Genomic DNA, 22,647 nt, shown 5'->3' on the forward strand with positions numbered 1-22,647 from the left:
ATTACCCAGCCAGCAATGCGTCAAGCTTGCCGCGCTGCTCCAATGCATAAAGGTCATCGCATCCGCCAACATGCGTATCGCCCACAAAAATCTGTGGAACGGTCCGCCCGCCGTTGGCGCGTTGTGTCATTTTTTGGCGCAACGCAGGGTCGCGGGAAACGTCAAATTCAACAAAGCTTACCGACTTGCTGTTCAGAAGCCGCTTTGCCGCGTGGCAGAAGCCGCATGTTTGTGTGGTGTAAATCTCTACAGTTTGCATCTCAAATCCTGTTACTTGGTCGGTGCATATATGGAGATTTAGCTGTCTCTTTCAACGCGCGCTAGTGCGATAACGTTCACTTCGCTCGCCAATGATGCAATGCAGGCGCGTGCTGCGGCGTTGATCGTCGCTCCCGTCGTCAGAACATCATCAACCAGAAGCACCGACCGCCCCTCCATGCGCTGCCAATATTTGGGATGCGGCATGATCGCGTTGCTCAATGTCTTGCGCCGTTTGCCCGCAGTTTGTCCTTCAAGGCTCTGGGTGCGCTTCACGCGTCGGAGCAACTCGGGCACATGCTCAAGGTGCAGGTTGTTTGCAATTTCTTTGGAAAGAAGCGCGGATTGGTTAAAGCGGCGCTTCATAAACCGTGTCCAATGCAAAGGAATGGGCGCAACAATCGTGTCATCATCCACGATCTCTTCTGCTGCGCGCGACATCCATTCCGCAGCGGGCTTCACCACATCAAGTCGATCCCCGTGCTTCAGTGCCAGAACAAGCTTGCGACCTGTATCCTTATAGAGAAACGCCGCGCGCCCTCTGTCCCAGACGCGTCGGCCCTCCAGACACTCATCACAATATAGTGTTTCTCCTTCAACAACCTCGCCCATCAACGGAGACCCGCAACAATCGCAAACGACCCCAGTAATAAAGCGTGTATCGCGCCAACAGGGGCCACAGAGGGCCCCCTCAGACTCCACCATGTCACCACAGCCAATACACTGCGGCGGAAAGACCGCTCGGAGAAGCCTTTGCATTCCTTTAAAACCTTTCTAAATTGCGCCGAACAAAGGACACAGAATGAATAACCAGCCACCAGAGCTTACCGAAAGAAAAGCGCTCGAATTGCACCGCGCCCGCGCGCAGCACGACGCGCTGTTTCTTCAGCTCGACACGGCTGATGAAATTCAGGAAAGACTCACCGAGGTTAACAGAAGGTTTACAAACCCGGCCATCGTGACCGCTTTCCCCGAAATTTGGCGCGAGTGTTTCCCGAACGCCAAGATTATCAGCGACACAGACGTTCTTTCACTTGAGCAACAAGCCCACGACCTCGTTATCCACGCGCTTTGCCTTCATTGGGCGAATGATCCCGTGGGCCAGCTTGTTCAGTCTCGCCGCGCTCTCAAGCCTGATGGATTGTTCATCGGCGCGATGTTCGGCGGGCAAACCCTCGCAGAACTCCGCAGCGTTTTGGCAGAGGTCGAAAGCGCAACGACTGGGGGCATCTCCCCTCGTGTTGCTCCGATGGCCGAAATTCGTGACCTCGGCGGCCTACTCCAGCGCGCTGGCTTCGCACTCCCTGTCGCGGACTCCGCCGTCAAAACTGTGACCTATTCCGACGCGGTGCGACTTATGCATGATCTGCGACATATGGGCGAAGGCAACGCATTGGCCCAGCGCCACAAGAAGCCACTTACCCGCTCGCAAATCGAGAAGATTGTTGAAACCTATGCGACCCATTTTCCAAGTGAATCAGGGCGCATTAGAGCCACATTTGAAATTGTCTATCTAACCGGATGGGCACCAGATGATAGCCAGCAGAAACCGCTGCGCCCCGGTTCAGCAACCACAAGACTAGCAGATGCCCTTGGCACGTCTGAGTTGACCATTCCGAATAGCTCCGCCAAGACACAACCCTAAGCCCGCGCGCAACAGGATCGCCAGTATGAAACCAGCCAACCACCCAAGCCTTCCAACGCCGAAAATCGGTGTTCTGATCGCAAACCTCGGCACGCCCGACAATTACGATTATTGGTCGATGCGCCGATACCTGTCGGAGTTTCTCTCAGACCAGCGCGTCATCGATTACCCTGCATGGAAGTGGCAGCCCATTCTACAGGGCATCATTCTGAGCAAACGCCCATTTTCATCCGGCGCGGCTTACAAAAGCATCTGGAATCATGATCTCGGCGAAAGCCCGTTGATGACAATCACAAAGGCCCAAACAAACGCTATTTCTGCTGCGTTAGAGACTGAGTTTGGTGACGACGTAGTTGTTGATTTCTGTATGCGGTACGGGAACCCATCAACAAAATCCAAGGTCGCCGCTTTGATCGAACAAGGCTGTGACAAAATCCTCTTCTTCCCGCTGTATCCGCAATATGCGGGCGCAACGACCGCAACAGCAAATGATGCTTTTTTCGCCGCGCTTGCCGATAAACCTTGGCAACCATCGGTGCGAACAGTTCCCGCCTATTTTGACCATCCGCAATATATCGACGCCCTCGCTGGGTCCATCCGCGACGCTTACGAAAACCTCGAAACAAAGCCTGATTTGCTCGTTGCGTCGTATCACGGCATGCCAGAGCGCTACCTGACACAAGGCGATCCCTATCATTGCCAATGCCAGAAAACTACGCGACTGGTTCGCGAGGCGCTGGGCTGGGACAAGGACAAGATTGTAACCACTTTTCAATCTCGGTTTGGCCCTGAAGAATGGCTCAAGCCCTATACCGTTGAAGAGGTCGCGCGCCTTGCTGAATCCGGCAAAAAGAACATCGCGGTGATTGCACCTGCCTTCTCTGCCGACTGCATCGAGACACTCGAGGAAATCAACGAAGAGATCAAAGAAGCGTTTGAAGAGGCCGGCGGTGAAAGCTTTACGTACATTCCTTGCCTGAATGAGCAGCCCGCGCACATCAATGCTCTTACCACGATCATCAAAGAGAACCTCCAAGGCTGGACATAGAAACGGGCAGGAAAGACCTGCCCGCGTTCAAAACCTAATAAAACAGCATTCCGATTAGATAATCAGAACCTGCGTGCCGTTCTTGGTCAGCGCATAGAGCTCTGCAATGTTTTCGTTGTACAGGCCAATACAGCCGTTTGACGACTTACGGCCGATCTTACGCGTGTCTTGTGTGCCGTGGATACGGTAATAGGTCCAAGTCAAATAGAGCGCGTGTGTTCCAAGAGGGTTGGTCGGACCAGGCGGAATGAAGTCCGGCCACTCTGGATTACGCTTCTTCATCGCCGGCGTCGGAGCCCAGCTTGGACCCTCAACCTTACGGATCACCTTAGTACGCCCACGGCGCGTAAGATCTTCGGAGATCGGAACAGAGGTTGGATACAGCTTGTAGATCGACTGATCGTCAGACCAGAAATGCAGCGCACGGGACGACACATCCACAAGGATCGCACCATTTCGGGTGTTGCTGAAATAAGGGCGCCAATCAAGCGAACGGAAGCTCGAAATGTTATGGCGTACGTCATTGCGCGGCTGGGCTTGTTCAAAAACAATATCTCCGGAAGAATCACGAGCGATTGCGGGCATTGCAAGCCCACTTGCAAGTGCAACAGAAGTTCCGAGAAAGCGGCGGCGGCTATATTTAAATGATTTTGATGCAGACATCTGGAATTCCTTCATCTATCGCGACAGCGAGTCAGACAGCACATTATGGCGCGAAAGACGCAGTCGCAATTCAAAGAATCGTCATTTGGCCGAAACCCGCTTGTGTGGGTTTGAACCGCAACGTTTCTGTCGTTAAAGAGGATAATGTAGCACTTTTGGGATATTAAAATGAACAAATTTATTGCTCTGTCCGTTTCCGCGATGATTGCATTGGCCGCTTGCGAGCCAACATCCACTGCGCCAACCGTCGATTCTTATGGTCGGCCGCTCCCAAAAGTTTACCGAGTCCCGAGCGCAAGTAGTGGCAAGGTTCAGTTCGCCGTTCTGGATTCGGTGAATGTGTTACGTGAGGCCGCAGGCGCGCAGCCGCTTGAGCTTGATTCCAAACTCACCGCCGCCGCAGCGACCCATTCTCGCGATATGTCTGTACAAAACCGCCCATGGCACTTTGGCTCTGATGGTTCCTCCCCTCTCGATCGCGTTGCACGCACCGGATACAACGGGACGCTGGCTGGCGAAGTGATTTCGGAAACATATGAAACCGAACTTCAAACTCTAGCCGCTTGGATGGAGCAGCCAGATACGCGCGCCGTGATTATGGATCCGGCTGCAAATGAAATGGGCTTTGCTTGGTATCAGGAAGACAACGGCAAAATCTGGTGGACACTGGTCACCGGCAAGCCGCGTGGAATTGCCGGTAACTCCTGAATTATCTCTAAGTCGCCTGATCTAAGGATAAACCGAGATTACGGTGCCTAGATTCACCATTGGGTAAATCTCTTCCATCTCCTTATCGGTGACGGCGATACAGCCCCACGTCCAGTCTTTCTTGTTTTTATAGCGTGGGTCAGGGCTTTCGCCGTGAATAAAGATATCCCCACCAGCGCTTTTGCCGACGGCACGCGCACGCTGAACATCATCGGTGTTCGGATAAGACATTCCGATTGAAAGATAGAAATCACTGTTCGGATTTCGACGGTTGATAAGATAACTGCCCTCTGGCGTCTTCCCATCACCTTCGTACTGCTTATGTCCGACTGGCTCAAAGCCAAGGTGAATATCATAAGACTTCAGCACCTTGTCATGGTGCATCAAGAACATCTTGCGATCTTCTTTATAGACAAGAATCCGTGTGACTTCTGGCCCGTTATAAGGCTTCATTCCGCCACAACCGGAAAGAACGAATGAAATCGCCGTGATGGCGACAATTAGGATTGCCCGCATTTTACTGCCCGTTACTGTACTGCTCATTGATTTTTATTAGCCTGACTATAGCGCAAATTGCGCCATTAGAAAATCAGGGATTCGTTACCTACGCAAAAATGACGCGGCGATCTCGACATGTGGCGACCAGCGAAATTGATCGACAACCTGAACAAAACCAATCTCAAACCCCGCGCCGACCAATGTTTGCGCGTCTCGTGCGAAGGTGACCGGATTGCAAGACACCATGGACACCAGCCCCGCCTTCGATGCCGCTATCTCTGCGATTTGAGCTTCTGCTCCCGCGCGCGGCGGGTCGATGACAATCGCGTCAAAGCCTTTGATCTCATCGGGCAATAGCGGTCTCCGAAAGAGATCGCGCGCCTCTGTTGTTAGGTGTTTCAACCCTTTGCCAAATCGCCATGCTTGATCAAGTGCGGTTAGCATAGAGGCCTCGCCCTCAACCGCATGGACTTCCGCCTGTTCCGCAATTGGCAATGAAAACGTGCCGCATCCAGAGAACAAGTCCAATACCTTTTCTGCACCAGAAACAGTCTCTAACACAGCTGAAACCAGCGCGTTTTCCCCATCTTTGGTTGCCTGAAGAAAGGTCCCTGCGGGGGGAGTCACCCTGTGGCCCGCGAACTCTTGGACCGGAGCGTGTATTTCGCAAACCAGCTCGTCTTCCCACGTCAAACGCGCCAAACCGAATTGGTTCGCGATACCAGCAAGCTCAATCCGAAGCGGCCCATCCAGCGGTTTGCCACCTTGCGCCAAAACATCAACCCCGCCGAGCGTTTGCGTTACGGTAAAGCTGATCTCTGCCTTTCGGGAGGTTCCGGCAATAGTTAGCGCCTCAAGCGCGGGAATTGCTTCCTTCACCGCCGGCTCGAGCAGCTTACAGTTTGGGATCTCAATGATTATTCCTGATGCCCGTGTGTGGAACCCAATCATCGCACCATTCTTGGTCCGCTTTCCGGCCAAGCCAGCGCGGCGGCGAGATTGCGGCGGGGATGTTTGAATGGGCCGGAACTCCGCCGTTAGGCCATGAGTTTCCAAGGCGCGACGCACCACATCTTGCTTCCAATTCGCCACAAATGCATCCGAGGCATGCATCAGGCTACACCCACCGCACGACTTGTAATGGCTGCACGGCGGTTTTACCCGATCCGACGACGGCTCCAGAATACGCGGCGCGGCCATTTTACCGCCTTCGACATCTCCCTCGACAACTTCGCCAGGCAAAGCCATCGGAACGAACACAGGGCCCTCGGCAATGCCGTCTCCAAGATGGCCAAGCCGCTCGATTGTTACCTTCACTCTGCTGCCTCCTCGATGCCGATGAACCCGCCGGACTGTCGTTCCCAGAATGTCGCATAGCGCCCATTGCGTTCAAGAAGTTCGGCATGGGTTCCTTGCTCGACGATCCTTCCGTTTTCAAGCACAATTATTCGATCCATCTGCGCAATCGTTGAAAGTCGGTGCGCAATTGCCAGCACGGTTTTGCCACCCATCACATTTTCAAGCGCAGTTTGGATTGCGGCCTCAACCTCGGAATCAAGCGCGGATGTCGCCTCATCAAGGACGAGTATCGGCGCATCTTTCAAAATCGCGCGAGCCAAAGCAATGCGTTGCCTTTGCCCGCCGGACAACTTAACGCCCCGTTCCCCAAGAAATGCTTCATACCCGCGGCGACCTTTGAAATCTTCAAGCTCCTTGATGAAATCATGCGCCTCTGCGCGTTTGGCGGCGCTTATTACCTCCTCATGCGAGGCGTCCGGTCGACCATAAAGAATGTTATCGAGCGCAGAGCGGTTGAACATCGCAGTTTCCTGCGTGACCATTCCGATCTGACGCCGCAAGCTTTTTTGCGTCACTTTTGAAACGTCTTGGCCATCAATCAAAACGCGGCCACGTTCGGGGTCATAGAGCCGCAACAATAGGGAAACCAGCGTAGATTTCCCTGCTCCAGAAGCGCCCACAATGCCAAGCTTCTCTCCCGAGTTAATGAGCAGATCTGTCTCTGTTATGCCGCCGGTTTCGCCGCCATAGGCAAAACTCACTTGATCATAGTGAATTTCGCCCTTGCTAACGGTAAGCGTGTCGGCATCAGAGCTGTCCACCAGAGCGGGACGCACTGTAAGCGTTCCCATTCCATCCTCGACCTCGCCGATATGAGAGAAAATTCCCATCAGCGTAAACGAAACCCAACCTGTCATCTGCGCAAAGCGGATTGCGAGCGAACCGGTTGTGGCGATATCTCCTGCCGAAGCGGAGCCTTTTGTCCAGAAATAGAGCGAAGCCCCAACAATCAAGACAGGCAAAACACCCGCAATAACCATCAGGCCATAGCGAAAAGCCGAAGCAAGAACGCCAAACTGCCGTGCCCGCTGGCGGAACTCTTGCATGGCGTCTGTCGCCGCGCGCTCCTCGTGATCAGCGTGCGCAAAGAGCTTTACCGTTTTAATGTTGGTGATCGTATCGACTATCTGGCCAGTAACGCCGGTCCGTGCCCCTGCTCTTGAACGCGCCTTAACGCGAATGCGCGGCAGAAAATATCGCAAGAAAAGAAAATACGCGGCGAGCCACACACAGAAAATCAGCGAGACGCGGAAATCCACGGTCGACATAACGTAAAGCGCGCCAATTATCGACGCGAGCGCGAACACCAAAGTGTTGAGAGTCTCGACGACAATCTCGGTCAAAGATCCGGCGGCCTGCATCTGTTTTTGTGAGATACGCCCTGCATAGTCGTTGTCAAAAAACGAGACCGTTTGCCCCAAAGTCCAGCGATTAAGGCGGGATAGGGTCTGAGTGAAGATATCAGGCGCCATAATCACAGATTGCAAATAGGCCGAAATGCCAAAGAACATTGGCCGCAAAACAATGAGAAACACCAGCCCTGCAAGCAACAACACCATATTTCCGGAGAAAAAGGTCTCTGGCGAACTGGCAAGAGCGGCGTCGATCACCATACCGAGGAAAACCGCCGTTGTGACCTCGATTATTCCGGAAAGCGCAGAAACAAGACCTGCCGAAAGCAAAACTTTCTGACTTCCAGCAAGGCACCACCTCATGAATCGGGCAAGCGTTTGCGGAGGCGCAACGGATACGGGCGCAAAGGGGTCGATCAAATTCTTTAACAACACAATAGGGCCTTCTTGGAAATCACGGCGAGCGCCAGTACAGACAGCAAGCATAACGCGGTCGAGCGGCGCGAAATAAATATGGCGATGAGTCCCGCTCACGATAGGGCAGTCGATTGCGGAGCGAAACCCAGCTTGGTGGATTATTAGCCGTGACCGTCTAAAAGTTGATCGCGCGTCAGTTTGAGCCCTGACTCAAGCCATTTTTGCTCGAGGTTTTTTAGTGCATTGCCAAGCTCAGCACCCTTTAGCGCCGGCATTAAATCCGCAGCCTTCACGGGAAACTCCGCATGCGCCCCGCGCTCCACGTCTTGAATGTCTGCGGTGCAAACCGGCGCTTCGAACAGTGCTGCACGAAGCAAAAGAACGCTTTTCCCGACATCCGCCCCGTAGCGATAGCCCAGCGCGATAGGGGTTGTCGTGTGCTCAAGTTCAAAGCGAAGAATGTCATACGTCTTTGAATGCGCATTACTCAGCCGAAGTGCATTCTTTACGTCCTCGCCACCAAGAATTGCGAGCCGCCTTATTGGGTCTGCACCTACTTCGACGCTTTGTTCATTGTGTATCAACAAAGGCAAGAAACGACCCGTGGCGCCGATAAGTATCTGCGCAAGAACGCCACTTTGCTCCATGCTCGCAATGGCCTGAGATGGGTTAGGCGCGCCAAGAAGCTTCAGCATCTCTGCGCCAACCCGTTCTTTTGCAAGTGTCTCTATTCCGGCTAAATTTGCTGAGCAGGCCGCCAAACCCTCTGAATCCAATCCCTCCGATTGTTCGCCATACCAAGCGAAGAACCGGAAAAAACGAAGTATCCGCAGATAGTCCTCTTGAATGCGCTGGTCTGGGTCTTCGATGAACCGAACCCTCCGCGCAAGAAGGTCTGGCATTCCGTTCAATGGATCAACAACCTCGCCGTTGCGGGTTGCATAGATTGCATTCATCGTAAAATCGCGGCGGCGGGCATCGTCGTGGATATCTTTGGAATAGGCGACGACTGCGCGCCGTCCGTCGGTTTCAACATCGCGCCGAAACGTCGTTACCTCGACAGGCGCACCGCCCACAACCAGCGTGATTGTCCCGTGATCGTATCCTGTCGCCACTGCGCGAATGTTAGCGCGCTTGGCCAGACTCAGGATCTGATCCGGAGTTGCATCTGTTGCGATGTCGATATCGTTAATCGGCGCGTTTAGGATGGCATTGCGAACGCACCCCCCAACCAGAAACGCGCGAAAACCTGCATCTTCTATCGCGGTGCAGCAGCGCTGGACTTCGGGCGCATCAATCCAGTCTCCCTCAAGTCTCATGACTGCGCTGCCTCGGCAAGCCGTCGTAAGATACGAGCGGTTGCGCCCCAGATATAATAGGGCCCGTATGGCACGACATAATACTTCCGCTCAACGCCACGCCAGAACCGCGACTCAATTGTGAAACGATCTGGGTTCAGGACATGCGCAAGCGGAACACGAAATATTTCCGCCACCTCTCCCTGTTCGGCCTGTGGAACAAATTCGTCTCTAACATAGCCCAAAATCGGCGAAACGGTGAAGCCGGTGACCGTCTCATGCGCAGAAACCACACCGACGACATCAACGTTTTCCGGTGCCAATCCGATTTCCTCGCGCGCCTCTCGGAGCGCTGTCGCCGTCAGGTCTTTGTCGCCCTGATCCCGCTTTCCGCCAGGAAACGCGATCTGTCCAGGGTGGTGTTTAAGATGGGACGCTCGTTTGGTCAGGATAAGCGATGGGCCGCTTTCAGTGTCGATAATCGGCACAAGGACTGCTGCTTCGCGCAGTTTCCGGTTTTCGGGAAGTTTGAATTCCGGATGCAAATCAAAGTCCGATGACTCCGCATCGGAAGCCACCGAACAAAGCTTATGAAGCGTCGCTTTAGTTGTCATCACCGCCGCCAGCAACCGCGTCTTTTCCAACGGTCGCAGGGTCGAGCACATAATGTTTGCCGCAGAATTGACAGTCGGCTGTAATTTCACCCTTCTCCGTTGTCATGTGCTCCAAATCTTTCGCCGAGTAGATCGACAAACTGTTCCGAACACGCTCTTCCGAGCACGTGCAGCCGAATGTAACCGGCTGCGCATCAAATACACGCGGCGATTCCTCGTGGAACAAGCGAACGAGCAACTCCGTTGGCGCGACCGAAGGGCCGATCATTTCGAGCGCTTCAACTGTATCAAGCAGGATATTTGCGCGGTTCCAATTGTCTTCTTCGTCGTCCGATAGAAGGTCCGAGGCGGTCAGCAAACCCTGCTCATCTCCACCATCTTCGGATTTTGCAAACGGCGAGGCTTTTGGCATGTGCTGTAGCATCATCCCGCCAGCACGCCAGCTTTCATCGCCATCCTTTTCAGTCGAACGCCCAAAGGTAAGCTCAAACCGAGTCGGTAGCTGTTCTGACTGGGCGAAATAGGTTTGCGCACAAGCCGCAAGCGATCCGCCCGCAATTGGCGTGATCCCTTGATAGGGTTTCATCCCATCGCCTTGATCAATCAGAATTGCAAAGTAGCCTTTGCCGATCTGCTCAAATCCAGGTGCGTTCTCGTCGAGGCGCTCTTTGTCAAAGCTTGCGTATGCCCGAATGCGGGCGGGCTCGCCTTCTTTTGTTGGTCCATAATAATCGGTCGCCAGAATGCGCGCCGCTCCATTACCGCGAACTTGCAGGGAGAGTTTCCAGCGAAGATCGATCGTTTGGCCGATGAGCGCCGTGAGCAATGTGATCTCTGCAATCAGCGCCTCAATGACCGGCGGATAGTCGTGTTGCTCAAGTACAGAGTCCAACACGCCGTCTAGTCGGGCAACGCGCCCACGAACGTCAGCACGATCTAGTTGAAATGGCAGGACCGTGTCGTCCCAAGCGAGTTTATTAGCAAGTGTCATGAAGATTCCTTACGCGCGTTGCGTTGGCTTACCGCGACTATATAAGAGGAGCAAGTCACAGTCCAAGGGGTGCGAAGATGATTAGACGATTTGGCGAGCCGCCCTTAAAGGGGCAAACATACCGCTTGCGCCCCGGTGCTTACGCCATACTTGCCCGTGAAAACAGGCTTCTTGTGACGTTACAATCCAAACCTTACGTCGAATTTCAATTGCCGGGTGGCGGCATTGATCCCGGCGAGAACGCAATTGCCGCACTTCATCGCGAGGTAAAGGAGGAGACAGGCTGGAAGATATCAAATCCCCGTCACCTTGGGACATTCCGCAGATTTGTGTTCATGCCGGAATACGATATGTGGGCGGAAAAGCTTTGCCACATATTCTCGGCAACCCCAGTCTATGCGCTCCATGACCCGCTAGAAGAATTTCATTCGGTTCAATGGGTCACTCCAGAGGAGGCCGCAGTTATCCTCGGAAACGACGGTGACCGTTATTTCGTCAACTCAATGTTTTGTTAATCCGTTTTGTTGAATTCGACCATGATCGCAGAGACATCGTCCGGAAATTCAACATCACCTGCAAAATTCTGAAGTCCGAGTACAAGGCTTTCTAAAGCGTCAGGCCCACGGATGGCCGAAATGTCATGCAACAAATGTTCGAGCCCCTCTTCTTCAAGTAGCTCGCCATGTGGGTTTGGACACTCCGTAAACCCGTCTGAAAGAATGAGCAGCCTATCCCCATCTTGCAGATAAAATGTCACCTGCTCGTAGCTGACATCCTCAAGCAGCCCAACGGGATTACCGCCACTTCCGAGGTATTCAATGTTGCCATTCGCCCTCTGAATTACCGGGTGCGGGTGCCCTGCTTGAACGAAGCTAACCTCTCCGGTTTTGGTGTTGATAGTGGCAAGCAGAAGGGTGAAATAGTGTTCGGTTTCAAACTCCTGCATGCAAAGCCGGTTTAGCTGTTCGGCGACTTTCTCCAAGGCCTCTGCTGCGTATTTTTTGCCTTTCTTCTTCAGCGCTACATTCTGTTCCGGCGCCGCTCCAGACAAAAAACCCGCAAGCCGAGCGGTAATGAGTGCAGACGTTATTCCGTGGCCGGAAACATCAACAGCAAACAGACCCAAGTTTTCGTCATCAATAGGAAACTGCCCGACGAGATCACCACCGACATGGCCAGCCGGCCGCAGGAGCAACGAAACTTGAGCATTCCCCATTTCTTTGAACCGTTCGCGCACCAAAGAATGCTGTAGTTTCTTCGCTTCAATTAGGTCTCTGTCGAGGGTTTCATACAGCTCCGACATCTCGGAAAGCGTGTTGGTTACAAGCGCATTCTTTTCAGTAAGCTCCCGCTCCATTCGCAACACGCGCGCGCCCGCCGTAATTCTTGCCCTAAGTTCATTCGATGCAACGGGTTTTGTAAGAAAATCATCAGCCCCAACTTCAAGCCCGTGCGCAACCTCGCCTTTCTCGCTCTTGGAGGTCAGCAAGATGAAGTATCCGTAGTGATCACGCTCCAACGCTCTAAATTTTTTGCAAAATTCAACACCCGTCATCTCTGGCATCATCCAGTCGCTCAATACAAGATCAACACGGTAGTACTTGATGATCTCGAGCGCTTGTGCGCCTGAGACCGCCTCCAACACGGAGAAGCCCCAGCGCGATAGAATCTTGCTCAGTACCCGCCTTTGCGCACGACTGTCGTCGACAACAAGGATCTGTTGGATCACTTGATCTCCGTCAGCGGGCGCCATTGACGCTCCGAGAAAACTATTCGGATTTTGCAGCATGCTAATTGCGCTCCGGCTTTGTTCAGGCCGAATCTGGCACGGCGCCATTAACAATCCATGAAAGCTAAAATTGTCTGAAACAGGTTAAATCGATCAACGTTTCATTAACGCTATCGCCGCTACCTTAGCGGGGTAAGTGAAACAAAAAGGAAGCGCTGGATGATCGATTGGGACCGAGTTCTGGAACTCCGGGAAGAGGTTGGCGCGGATGATTTTGATGAAGTTGCCGAGTTGTTTTTGGAAGAGGCGGATGAAGTAATCGCGCGGCTAAAATCCAAAGATGGGCGCGAAAACCTCGAAGATGATCTGCACTTCCTAAAGGGTAGCGCGCTTAATCTTGGGTTTCGTGCGATGGCTATTCTTTGTCAAAGCGGGGAAAAGGCCGCCTCTGAAGGGCATGGCCAAACATTCAATCTCGCGGCCCTCTTCGAAACATACGAGCAATCTCGCTCGGTGTTTGAAAAGAAGCAGGCCGAACTCGCAGCTTAGATCAAGAATTCCGCCAAAATCTGATCCGCGGTGATATCGCGATAGGCAAACCCTGCTTCCTCAAGCCGCGCAAACAAACCAGGGAAGTCGTCTGCATTTTTGGTTTCAATCCCAATTAACACGCTACCAAAGTTGCGGGCCGATTTCTTGAGATACTCAAATCTGGAAATGTCGTCATCCGGCCCGAGAAGATGCAAAAACTCTTTCAACGCTCCGGGGCGTTGGGGCATCCGAAGAATGAAGTACTTCTTGAGGCCAAGGTATCTCTGCGCGCGCTCTTTCACTTCGGGCAGTCGCTCAAAATCAAAGTTTCCACCTGAGGTCACACAAACCACGGTTTTACCTCGGATTTGCTCCGCAATGTCAGGCAGAATATCGATGGAAAGTGCGCCCGCTGGTTCGAGCACAACGCCCTCGACATTCAGCATCTCGAGAATTGTTGTACAGATCCTATCTTCAGGCGCAGCGAGAACATCGTCTGGCGAAATACCCTTAAGCGCCTCAAATGTCAGCGAGCCAATCCGAGCCACGGCCGCGCCGTCGACAAAATTATCAACTTCGGGGAGCGTGGTGGGTTCGCTAAATTCAAGCGCTTCGCGCAAACTTCGGCCACCCTCAGGCTCCACATAGGTTAACGATACGTCTGGCGCTTCGGTTCGGAAATAAGACAGCAAACCAGCAGACAATCCGCCACCGCCCACAGGCACAACCAATACGTCAGGTGCGCCACCAAGCTCTTCGAGCATTTCAACCGCAACGCTCGCCTGACCTTCAATAACATCGGCATCGTCAAATGGAGCAAGGAAATGGCCCCCTGCTTGCTTGCAATACTCCTGTGATGCGGCGAGCGTTTCATCAAAATAGTCGCCGACAAGCCTAATCTCGATAGCGTCGCCGCCAAAGACTTTGGTCTTTTGAATTTTCTGCTGTGGTGTGGTGACAGGCATGAAAATAACGCCTTTCACTCCAAAATGGCGGCAAACATACGCAACGCCTTGGGCATGGTTGCCAGCGCTTGCACAGACAAACAACGATTGATCTGGCGAAGCCTTTAAAACTTTCGACATCGCATTAAACGCACCGCGGATTTTGTAACTCCGAACGGGGCTCAAATCCTCACGTTTAAGCCAAATGTTTGCATCGAACTTCTTGGACAGATGATCATTCCGCTGAAGCGGCGTCGCTGGGAAAAGGGAGCGCATTGCTTTCGTTGCATTACGCGCGTTCTCTGAAAATTCCGACATCGCGAATCCTCGCCGATCAAAAAGGGGCACAGTATCTCCCCAAGACAACCTACGACGAAGGAAAATACAAGGCACGTCGATAGATATGCCAAGTTGCATGACCAAGGACCGGAAGGACAACCAACAAGCCCAAGAACATCGGAATCATCGCGACAAACAGAAGGACCGCAATAATCATCGCCCAGATTATCAGCGTTCGTTTATTGAGTGCGACAGTCTTTGCCGAGATTATCATCGCCGAAACGAAATCCAGCTCCTTGTCGAGCAACAAAGGAAGCGACACAACCGTAAGCGCATAAACCAGAAATGCAACAATCCCGCCCGTCACAATTTCAAAGACAATAAGCATAGCTCCCATGGGGCTCTGAAATACTTCCCACGAGCTGCTGATGTTGATGAGAGTCATGTTCCCCAAAAACAGAGCCAGCGACATATGCGCAAAGAAGCTCCAGAACAGAAAGATAATGACAAGAATTGCACCGATCCACGGCGCTTGGCGGCCACGCTCTCGCCACACAACACCCAGAACCTCGGACCATTTGAGCGGCTCGTCTTCTTCAATCCGTCGGCTAACTTCGTACAATCCCACGGCAGCGAAGGGCGCAACCAGCGGAAACCCGAGCGACAGAACGAGCGTCCAATAAAATGTGCTCGCGCCCATTAGACTCAGCAAAAGCCCGCACACCACATAAACGCTGCTGAAGAACAAGCCGAACAACGGCGCTCTTCTAAAATCCTGCCAGCCCGTTTTCAGAGCTGTTAGTAGCTCCGAAAGTGTGACCTCTCCTATATCGGGAAGCGGTTGTACCGCCCTCGTTTCATCAGTCATGTTCGCATTTCTCCGTCCCTGTGGGCCAACCGTAGCCACGACAAAAGCTCAGATCAATAATCTCGCGTGAGATAGTACAGTTCAAAGCCATCTACGCATGACTTGCAAAAAAACGAGGCATCAAAGACAGTGCAAACAGCGCGCAAATTGATTAAGCCTTCAGAAAAAGCATTCAGGACAGCTAATGACAGTAGATTCCCGAGCGATCCGCCAACTTAGAAAACTACTGCTTGCCACCGGCCTAGCGGCCACTCCGATGTGCCTTGCGGCGGCTGAAGCTCCCAAAATCATTCCAGAAAACGATAAGTATGGAATTTCCGATGGTTCGTTTGTTCTTGCGCCAATTCCGTTCAAGAACCCGTTGATCGAAGCAGGCTTGGCATTGGGTGGCGCCTATCTCTTTCAGAATGATCCAAGCTCCGACACATCACATGTTGGCATTGGTGGCTTTAAATCAACGAACGGAAGTACCGCCTTTGGCGCCAGCACGAGCTACGCATGGGATTCAAATCGTTGGACCATTGGAGCAACGATAGCGACCGCTGATCTTAATTATGATGTTTACACCATTCTCGGACCAATCCCGATCACGCAAACCGGAGACTTTGCGCGGCTCGAACTTAAACACGGGTTCGCAGAGCACTATTCGATCACCGGCTTTGCAAGCATTTTAAACACAACCGTTTCCTTTGAAACGAACAAGCAAGGCTTTCTCCCCGGAATACGGCTGGACGCTGCGATGGAATACGCAAATCTTGGTCTAGAGCTTGAGCGAGACACGACCAATGACGACATTTATCCGAGCGCGGGCACCAAGATCGGGTTAACAGCAAGCATCGCCAATGAGCTTACTGACAGTGACCGTGGTAGCTTTTCTAAAGGGAACCTCTACTTTTCAGGCTATCAGCAGCTCGCAGCAGAAACCGTTATCGCGGGTAAGCTCTATCAGTGTTTCGCTGAGCAAGGGACGCCATTCTTTGACCAGTGCTCGATCGGCGCAGGAGACGGGTTCCGAGGCTTTTCACCAACGCAGTTTCTTGGCCCACGCGCGACCTCCGCTCAAATTGAAATCCGCCAACGCTTGGGCGACCGCTTTGGCGTTGTCGCGTTTGCAGGCGCGGGAACCGGCGAAACGAGCTATGGCGAAGATATCGGCGCGCGTTATGCTGGCGGTGTCGGGCTGCGCTTTCGGCTAAGCCGGAAGTTCCCGCTCGATTTCTCTGCGGATGTCGCGATCAATGATGATAACGAGCAGAACTATTATATCTATGTCGGGCAGCGATTTTAGCGCATGACACTCTGGCGCATTCTGCTTGGTCGCGCGCTATTTATTTGAAGGAACCAAATGCGCATCGTTAGTTACAATATTCGCAAGTCCGTCGGCCTCGACTGGAAGCGCAAGCCGGAGCGGATATTGGCGGTTCTGGAAGAAATGCAGCCCGATATCGTCGTCGGACAGGAAGTCGACAAACGGCTTGGCTCACGGCAAGGCACATTGCCCCTGGGCATGCTTACGTCTGACCTGAAATATAGGTTTGCCGATGTTGCGACGCGCGTAAAAAGCCACGGCTGGCATGGCAACGCTATTCTGTTTCGCCCTGATGTTGTGGTGACAGAAGTTGAGCGTATCGAGCTTCCATCCCTTGAGCCGCGCGGCGCGGTGTCTGTCTTTTTCGAAACCGCCTCGGGGCAGAAATTCCATGTTGTCGGCGTTCATCTTGCTCTGCATCGGATCATGCGCGTGAAGCAAGCCTTGGCAATTCTGAAGTATCTAAAACGCTGCCCCCGCATTCCGACAATCATCGCAGGTGACTTTAACGAATGGCGCAAGCTCGGTGCCGCGAGTAGAATTTTTGCGCCAACGCTCGACGTTATTACACCCGGGCCCAGCTTTCATACGTCGCTTCCAACTGCACCGCTTGATCGCTTTGTCGTGACCTCCGATGTTCAGGTCACCAATACCGGCGTTCACCGAAGCGAGCTTTCCAACCGCGCGTCTGATCACCTACCGATCTTCATGGATTTTGATTTGCCGAAAGCAGAGTAAACCACATAGTTTTTTGCACTGTTTCGGCCACTAAACTTGCCCTTTGGTCAAAAACCCGATAACGCCAGCGCGATACATATTTTGGAGAGTTCAATGTCCGCACCAAAGACTGCACCCAAGAAAGTTGTTCTGGCCTATTCCGGTGGCCTTGATACGTCGATCATCCTGAAATGGCTTGAGATCGAATATGGTTGCGAGGTGGTGACCTTCACTGCCGATCTTGGTCAGGGCGAAGAGCTTGAGCCAGCACGTAAGAAAGCCGAGCTTCTTGGTGTAAAGCCAGAGAATATCTTTATCGAAGACCTGCGCGAAGAATTCGTCCGCGATTTTGTTTTCCCGATGTTCCGCGCCAACGCGCAGTACGAAGGTCTGTACCTCCTCGGAACCTCCATCGCTCGCCCGCTCATCTCCAAGCGGCTTGTTGAAATCGCCAAGCAAACCGGTGCGGATGCCGTTTCCCATGGCGCAACAGGCAAAGGCAACGACCAAGTCCGGTTCGAGCTTGCCGCTTATGCGCTGAACCCAGAAATCGTGGTGATTGCGCCTTGGCGCGAGTGGGACCTGCAAAGCCGCACAAAGCTGATCGAATTTGCTGAAGCACACCAGATCCCGATTGCCAAGGACAAACGCGGCGAAGCGCCCTTCTCTGTTGACGCGAACCTGCTGCACACGTCTTCCGAAGGTAAGGTTCTTGAAGATCCGGCAATTGACGCGCCCGATTATGTTTACCAACGCACGGTGCATCCCGAAGACGCGCCAAACACGCCAGAATTTGTCGAGATCACATTTGAAAAAGGCGATGCGGTTGCGATCAATGGCGAAGCAATGTCGCCTGCAACGATCCTCACCAAACTGAACGAGCTTGGCGGCAAACATGGTTGTGGTCGCCTCGATCTTGTTGAAGGTCGTTTTGTTGGTATGAAATCCCGCGGGATCTACGAAACACCTGGCGGCACACTGCTTCTCGAAGCGCATCGCGGTATCGAATCCATCACAATGGATCGCGGCGCCATGCACCTCAAAGATGAGCTGATGCCGAAATATGCAGAGCTGATCTATAACGGTTTCTGGTACAGCCCAGAGCGCGAGATGCTCCAAGCTGCGATTGACCAGTCTCAAGAGCATGTATCCGGTACGGTTCGCCTGAAACTTTACAAAGGTCTGGCGCGCTGCGTTGGTCGTTGGTCCGATCACAGCCTCTATTCCGAAAGCCATGTAACTTTCGAAGAAGATGCCGGCGCATATGACCAAACTGATGCCGCTGGTTTCATTCAACTTCAGGCGCTGCGTTTGAAGCTGATCGCGATGCGGAACAAGCGCCTCGGTAAGTAGGCTCCGCCGCAAATCTGAATGAACTTTGCTCAAGCTTGCGTGAGCAGCGGCCTTGCGTCGTTGCTTTCGCTGCAATCTATCGCAAAGGTTTTCCCAACACAGGAGAACCTTTGATGTCTTTCTTCCGGCGCCTAACCAATCTTGATTTGAAAGCCCTTACCCTCGCGGCAACAATTCTCGCCGCTTGGCTGCTTCACAGCACCTCGGCGATGGCTGGGCCCAAGGAGACAATTATTGTCGCGGGCGGGTGTTTCTGGTGTGTGGAAAGCGATTTCGAATCCGTTAAGGGAGTGACCAAAGCTGTTTCCGGCTATACGGGCGGAACCACAGAAAACCCGACTTACAAAGATGTATCAAAAGGCGGCACCGGACACTACGAAGCTGTCGAAATCACCTATGACACGGGTCAAATCTCGCTGCGCCAAATCCTAGACCTCTATTTTCGCTCGGTCGATCCAACAGATGCAGGCGGCCAATTTTGCGACCGTGGAGAAAGCTACAGAACGGCAATATTCGTCTCTAATCGGGCCGAACAAGACATTGCAAAGGCCGCACGCGCAGATGCGCAAAAGGCATTGGGTAAGAAGATCGTAACGCCTATCCTAGCCGAAAAGCCATTCTACAAGGCCGAAGCCTATCATCAGGATTTCTATAAGGGCACAAAACGCATCATCACGCGTTTTGGTCCGGTTAAGAAATCAACGGCCTACGCGAAATACCGCAAAGGCTGTAAGCGAGACGAAAAGATCTTAGCGCTCTGGGGCGATGCTGCACCATTTGCCAAAGGTCACTAAGCTTGATCGGCTAGAAACCCCTCGACCGCGCCCCGATTTGGAATGGCATCGGCAGCACCAGCTTTCGTTACTTTGAGCGCGGCCGCGGCTGACGCAAGCTGAAGCGCTTCCGCAACCCCCGCTCCCTGATCCATACCAGCGGCGAAGTATCCAGCGAAAGTATCGCCAGCCGCGGTTGTGTCTACTGGAGTAACCTTGAAGCTTTCAACGGTTTCAGTCTTACCATTTCCGCGCCATTCAGCACCTTTTGCGCCGCGCGTCACCAAAATCTCATCTACGGGCAAGTTGTTCAAATCAGTCTCTAACGCTGCGCAAAGCTGCTCCGCTTCGATCTCATTTACGGCGATCATAGAAACAAACGGTAGCACTTCACGCACCGCCTCAACAGAGAACGGCGCCGCAGAATAGATAACGCGCATCCCCCTGGACTTGGCCAATTCAGCGGCATAGGCTTGATGCGCGGTTTCGTTTTGAAGAAGAAGCGTGTCACCAGCGCTCGCCGCCTCTAAGGCCGCATCGACCTGTGCCGTATCCAATGCAAAGTTCGCACCTTTGAAGAGAACAATTGCATTCTCGGCGTCGTCATCAACATTAATAATCGCATGCCCTGTCGGCGTTTCAATCTCTGCAACAAACTGGCAATCAACCGAAAGGGACTGAAGCTTTTCTTTCGCCCAGCGCCCGTCCGCTCCAACTGCCCCGATATGCAGCACCTTTGATCCAGCCTGTGCGGCGGCAACGGATTGGTTTGTGCCTTTGCCGCCAAGCCCGATTTGAAACGAGCTTGCCGCCAATGTCTCGCCCGGTTCGGGCAAATGCGGAACACGATAAACGTGGTCCGCGTTGATTGATCCAAGATTAAAAATCGCCATTACTTCGCCTTACAGGCCGCAAGCATGGCCATATTCAAGATGTCATTGGATGTAGAAACGGTCGAGCAAATCTGAATCGACTGATCAATCCCCGTAAGGATCGGACCGATCACGGTCGCACCAGCCATTTCCTGCATCAACTTCACAGAAATGCTCGCGGAATGACGCGCAGGAACAACAAGAACATTCGCAGGGCCGCTCAAGCGACTAAACGGATACTGCGCCATCGCTTGCGGGTTAAGCGCAACATCAACGGTCATCTCGCCTTCAAACTCGAAATCAACGCCGCGCTGCTCCAACACCTTCGGCGCTTGGTGCATTTTTTCGGCGCGCTCGGAAACGGGATAGCCGAATGTTGAGAAGCTAACAAAGGCCACACGCGGCTCTATTCCAAGCATTTTCGCAACATCCGCGCCCCGCTCGGCAATCGTTGCGAGGTCTTCGGAATCAGGCCATTCATGCACCAGCGTATCCGTGACCAGAACAATTCGGCCCTTAAGCAACAGCGCAGTAACGCCGACGGCGCCGTCGGTTGCTTGAGCGTTGAACACATTGTTAATCAACCCAAGAACATGCGCGGATTTTCGTGTCGCGCCGGTAACCAACCCATCGCCATGGCCGTGCGCCAACATCAGCGCAGAGAACACGTGCCGGTCACGCGCGGCAAGACGGTGAACATCCTGATGATCGTGGCCGCTCCGTTGAAGCCGTTGATAGAGGAAGTCTTTGTAGGTATCCAAATAGGCCGTGTTCTTCGCGTTAACCACTTCGATCTCGGGATAGGCATCGCCAATTCCTGCTGCATCCATCAGGCCTTTGACGTCATTTTCACGACCAACAACAAGCGCCTTGCCAAATCCGCCGCGTTGATAGTTTACGGCTGCACGCAACACGCGAATATCATCGCCCTCTGCAAAGATCATCCGCGCTTGGCGGGCCTTGGCGCGGGTATTGATAGACCGCAATATGTTTGCCGTTGGGTCCATCCGCGCGCGGAGCGAGGCTTCGTAACCATCCATGTCGACGATTGGGCGGCGCGCCACACCGGTGTCCATACCTGCTCTGGCAACTGCTGGCGGTACAACATGGATCAAGCGCGGATCAAAGGGGGTTGGAATGATGTAGTCCCGCCCGAATGTCAGCTTGCGGCCATAAGCAAGCGCAACCTCATCCGGAACATCCTCGCGCGCGAGATCAGCAAGGGCGCGGGCACAGGCGATCTTCATTTCGTCGTTGATGGCGCGGGCATGGATATCAAGCGCACCGCGGAACAAGTACGGAAAGCCCAGAACATTGTTCACTTGGTTTGGATAATCTGAACGACCCGTGGCAACGATTGCATCCTCGCGCACCTCATGCGCCTCTTCGGGAGTGATTTCCGGATCAGGGTTTGCCATAGCAAAGATCACAGGGTCTTTGGCCATGCTTTTCACCATGTCTTGCGTCACAGCGCCCTTGGCCGAAACGCCAAGAAAAACATCGGCGCCCTTCATGGCTTCTTCCAGTGTGCGCAACTCAGTGGAGGCCGCGTGCGCCGATTTCCACTGATTCATGCCTTCGGTACGGCCTTGATAAATAACGCCTTTTGTATCGCACATGATGCAATTGTCATGCTTTGCACCCATGGATTTGACCAGCTCAAGACAGGCAATTCCCGCCGCACCCGCACCGTTCAAAACGATACGCACATCTTCAATTTTCTTTCCCGAAATCCGAAGCGCATTGATCAAACCAGCCGCGCAGATAACCGCGGTTCCGTGCTGATCGTCATGGAACACCGGAATGTCCATTTCTTCTTTCAGGCGCTGCTCAATGATGAAACATTCCGGCGCCTTGATATCCTCAAGGTTAATGCCGCCGAATGTCGGCCCCATGAGCCGAACAGCGTTTACGAAAGCATCGGGGTCTTCTGTATCAAGTTCAATGTCGATGGAATTTACATCGGCAAAGCGTTTGAACAGAACGGATTTCCCTTCCATCACCGGCTTGGATGCCAGCGCGCCAAGATTGCCAAGCCCCAAAACAGCCGTCCCGTTCGAGATAACGGCAACCATATTCCCCTTGTTTGTATAATCATATGCGGTTTCAGGCTTATCGAAAATCGCCTCGCAGGGCACGGCAACACCTGGTGAGTAAGCAAGCGAAAGATCGCGCTGCGTTGTCATTGGTGTTGAGGGGGTCACATCGAATTTTCCCGGTCTGGGTTCCATGTGATAGGTGAGCGCCTCTTCGGCGGTGAACTTAACTTTTGTGGGCATGTGGGCCAATCCCTTGTTGTAACGCCATTATGAATAGCCGCTTACCGCCAACGCCTCAACATAGACCTTTCACCCCCAGCTTTGCCTTTGTAAACTCCGCTCGGAACACTTGGGGAAATCACGTGAATAAAGCTAAATCAAC

23 protein-coding genes are annotated in these 22,647 nt (G+C 53.1%); 9 read left to right on the forward strand and 14 right to left on the reverse strand.

Annotation, left to right across the window (positions count from 1 at the left end; all coding sequences use genetic code 11):
* Position 1 precedes the first annotated feature (1 nt).
* The gene (gene grxC / locus N9C89_RS13525) at positions 2 to 259 is read right to left on the reverse strand and encodes a glutaredoxin 3 (protein ID WP_263954503.1); all 258 of its coding nucleotides are present in this window, start codon (positions 257 to 259) and stop codon (positions 2 to 4) included.
* Positions 260 to 297: 38 nt separating this feature from the next.
* Positions 298 to 1,017: a ComF family protein gene (locus N9C89_RS13530; RefSeq protein WP_263954504.1), complete on the reverse strand. Its 720-nt coding sequence runs from the start codon at positions 1,015 to 1,017 to the stop codon at positions 298 to 300.
* Between the two features lie 43 nt (positions 1,018 to 1,060).
* Here N9C89_RS13530 and N9C89_RS13535 point away from each other — a divergent pair, with 43 nt between their 5' ends.
* Positions 1,061 to 1,903: a methyltransferase domain-containing protein gene (locus N9C89_RS13535; protein WP_263954505.1), complete on the forward strand. Its 843-nt coding sequence runs from the start codon at positions 1,061 to 1,063 to the stop codon at positions 1,901 to 1,903.
* A gap of 25 nt (positions 1,904 to 1,928) precedes the next feature.
* Complete coding sequence (gene hemH / locus N9C89_RS13540) at positions 1,929 to 2,951, forward strand: ferrochelatase (protein WP_263954506.1); 1,023 nt, start codon at positions 1,929 to 1,931, stop codon at positions 2,949 to 2,951.
* Between the two features lie 54 nt (positions 2,952 to 3,005).
* On the opposite strand, the gene N9C89_RS13545 is transcribed toward hemH, so the two are convergent.
* Positions 3,006 to 3,614: a L,D-transpeptidase gene (locus N9C89_RS13545; RefSeq protein ID WP_263954507.1), complete on the reverse strand. Its 609-nt coding sequence runs from the start codon at positions 3,612 to 3,614 to the stop codon at positions 3,006 to 3,008.
* A gap of 168 nt (positions 3,615 to 3,782) precedes the next feature.
* Between N9C89_RS13545 and N9C89_RS13550 the strand changes: the two genes are divergently transcribed.
* Positions 3,783 to 4,322: a CAP domain-containing protein gene (locus tag N9C89_RS13550; protein ID WP_263954508.1), complete on the forward strand. Its 540-nt coding sequence runs from the start codon at positions 3,783 to 3,785 to the stop codon at positions 4,320 to 4,322.
* Positions 4,323 to 4,343: 21 nt separating this feature from the next.
* Here N9C89_RS13550 and N9C89_RS13555 read toward each other — a convergent pair whose 3' ends face one another.
* The 6 genes from N9C89_RS13555 to N9C89_RS13580 form a co-directional block, all read right to left on the reverse strand.
* Positions 4,344 to 4,838, reverse strand: a complete 495-nt coding sequence (locus tag N9C89_RS13555) for a L,D-transpeptidase family protein (protein ID WP_394358517.1) — start codon at positions 4,836 to 4,838, stop codon at positions 4,344 to 4,346.
* Between the two features lie 84 nt (positions 4,839 to 4,922).
* Positions 4,923 to 6,137 carry a class I SAM-dependent RNA methyltransferase gene (locus N9C89_RS13560; RefSeq protein ID WP_263954511.1) on the reverse strand — a complete coding sequence of 405 codons (1,215 nt, stop codon included), beginning with the start codon at positions 6,135 to 6,137 and terminating at the stop codon, positions 4,923 to 4,925.
* Positions 6,134 to 7,966, reverse strand: coding sequence for an ABC transporter ATP-binding protein (locus tag N9C89_RS13565; RefSeq protein ID WP_263954711.1), 1,833 nt, complete (start codon positions 7,964 to 7,966; stop codon positions 6,134 to 6,136). The genes N9C89_RS13560 and N9C89_RS13565 overlap by 4 nt, the downstream gene beginning before the upstream one ends.
* A 143-nt stretch (positions 7,967 to 8,109) precedes the next feature.
* Positions 8,110 to 9,267 carry a CCA tRNA nucleotidyltransferase gene (locus tag N9C89_RS13570; protein WP_263954512.1) on the reverse strand — a complete coding sequence of 386 codons (1,158 nt, stop codon included), beginning with the start codon at positions 9,265 to 9,267 and terminating at the stop codon, positions 8,110 to 8,112.
* Positions 9,264 to 9,860 (reverse strand): CoA pyrophosphatase, encoded by a 597-nt coding sequence (locus tag N9C89_RS13575; RefSeq protein ID WP_263954513.1) that lies wholly within the window; start codon positions 9,858 to 9,860, stop codon positions 9,264 to 9,266. Before N9C89_RS13575 ends, N9C89_RS13570 begins: the two co-directional genes overlap by 4 nt.
* Positions 9,850 to 10,851, reverse strand: coding sequence for an Hsp33 family molecular chaperone HslO (locus N9C89_RS13580; RefSeq protein ID WP_263954514.1), 1,002 nt, complete (start codon positions 10,849 to 10,851; stop codon positions 9,850 to 9,852). Before N9C89_RS13580 ends, N9C89_RS13575 begins: the two co-directional genes overlap by 11 nt.
* A 77-nt stretch (positions 10,852 to 10,928) precedes the next feature.
* Here N9C89_RS13580 and N9C89_RS13585 point away from each other — a divergent pair, with 77 nt between their 5' ends.
* Positions 10,929 to 11,366 carry an NUDIX hydrolase gene (locus tag N9C89_RS13585; RefSeq protein WP_263954516.1) on the forward strand — a complete coding sequence of 146 codons (438 nt, stop codon included), beginning with the start codon at positions 10,929 to 10,931 and terminating at the stop codon, positions 11,364 to 11,366.
* Here the strand turns inward: N9C89_RS13585 and N9C89_RS13590 are convergent.
* Positions 11,363 to 12,604, reverse strand: coding sequence for a PP2C family protein-serine/threonine phosphatase (locus N9C89_RS13590; RefSeq protein ID WP_263954517.1), 1,242 nt, complete (start codon positions 12,602 to 12,604; stop codon positions 11,363 to 11,365). The genes N9C89_RS13585 and N9C89_RS13590 overlap by 4 nt on opposite strands.
* Before the next feature lie 195 nt (positions 12,605 to 12,799).
* Between N9C89_RS13590 and N9C89_RS13595 the strand changes: the two genes are divergently transcribed.
* Positions 12,800 to 13,129 carry an Hpt domain-containing protein gene (locus tag N9C89_RS13595; protein ID WP_263954518.1) on the forward strand — a complete coding sequence of 110 codons (330 nt, stop codon included), beginning with the start codon at positions 12,800 to 12,802 and terminating at the stop codon, positions 13,127 to 13,129.
* Here the strand turns inward: N9C89_RS13595 and ilvA are convergent.
* Both ilvA and N9C89_RS13605 read right to left on the reverse strand, forming a co-directional pair.
* Complete coding sequence (ilvA, locus tag N9C89_RS13600; protein ID WP_263954519.1) at positions 13,126 to 14,373, reverse strand: threonine ammonia-lyase IlvA; 1,248 nt, start codon at positions 14,371 to 14,373, stop codon at positions 13,126 to 13,128. The two genes, N9C89_RS13595 and ilvA, sit on opposite strands and share 4 nt — an antisense overlap.
* Positions 14,374 to 14,422: 49 nt before the next feature.
* The gene (locus N9C89_RS13605; RefSeq protein ID WP_263954520.1) at positions 14,423 to 15,202 is read right to left on the reverse strand and encodes a DUF2189 domain-containing protein; all 780 of its coding nucleotides are present in this window, start codon (positions 15,200 to 15,202) and stop codon (positions 14,423 to 14,425) included.
* A 184-nt stretch (positions 15,203 to 15,386) separates the two neighbouring features.
* Between N9C89_RS13605 and N9C89_RS13610 the strand changes: the two genes are divergently transcribed.
* From N9C89_RS13610 to msrA, 4 genes are all read left to right on the forward strand, one after another.
* Positions 15,387 to 16,490: a hypothetical protein gene (locus N9C89_RS13610; protein ID WP_263954521.1), complete on the forward strand. Its 1,104-nt coding sequence runs from the start codon at positions 15,387 to 15,389 to the stop codon at positions 16,488 to 16,490.
* A 57-nt stretch (positions 16,491 to 16,547) separates the two neighbouring features.
* Complete coding sequence (locus tag N9C89_RS13615; RefSeq protein WP_263954522.1) at positions 16,548 to 17,249, forward strand: endonuclease/exonuclease/phosphatase family protein; 702 nt, start codon at positions 16,548 to 16,550, stop codon at positions 17,247 to 17,249.
* A gap of 93 nt (positions 17,250 to 17,342) precedes the next feature.
* Entirely contained in the window at positions 17,343 to 18,581 is a 1,239-nt protein-coding gene (locus N9C89_RS13620) for an argininosuccinate synthase (RefSeq protein ID WP_263954523.1), read from the forward strand.
* Between the two features lie 113 nt (positions 18,582 to 18,694).
* On the forward strand, positions 18,695 to 19,375 hold the full coding sequence (gene msrA, locus N9C89_RS13625) for a peptide-methionine (S)-S-oxide reductase MsrA (RefSeq protein ID WP_394358512.1): 681 nt from the start codon (positions 18,695 to 18,697) through the stop codon (positions 19,373 to 19,375).
* Here msrA and N9C89_RS13630 read toward each other — a convergent pair.
* Together N9C89_RS13630 and N9C89_RS13635 are read right to left on the reverse strand one after the other, a co-directional pair.
* Entirely contained in the window at positions 19,372 to 20,247 is an 876-nt protein-coding gene (locus N9C89_RS13630) for a ribokinase (protein WP_263954524.1), read from the reverse strand. The genes msrA and N9C89_RS13630 overlap by 4 nt on opposite strands.
* Positions 20,247 to 22,505: an NADP-dependent malic enzyme gene (locus N9C89_RS13635; RefSeq protein WP_263954525.1), complete on the reverse strand. Its 2,259-nt coding sequence runs from the start codon at positions 22,503 to 22,505 to the stop codon at positions 20,247 to 20,249. Before N9C89_RS13635 ends, N9C89_RS13630 begins: the two co-directional genes overlap by 1 nt.
* Between the last annotated feature and the right edge of the window lie 142 nt (positions 22,506 to 22,647).

It is taken from the genome of Halocynthiibacter sp. SDUM655004 (assembly GCF_026015885.1).
Taxonomy (GTDB): Bacteria; Pseudomonadota; Alphaproteobacteria; order Rhodobacterales; family Rhodobacteraceae; genus Falsihalocynthiibacter; species Falsihalocynthiibacter halioticoli.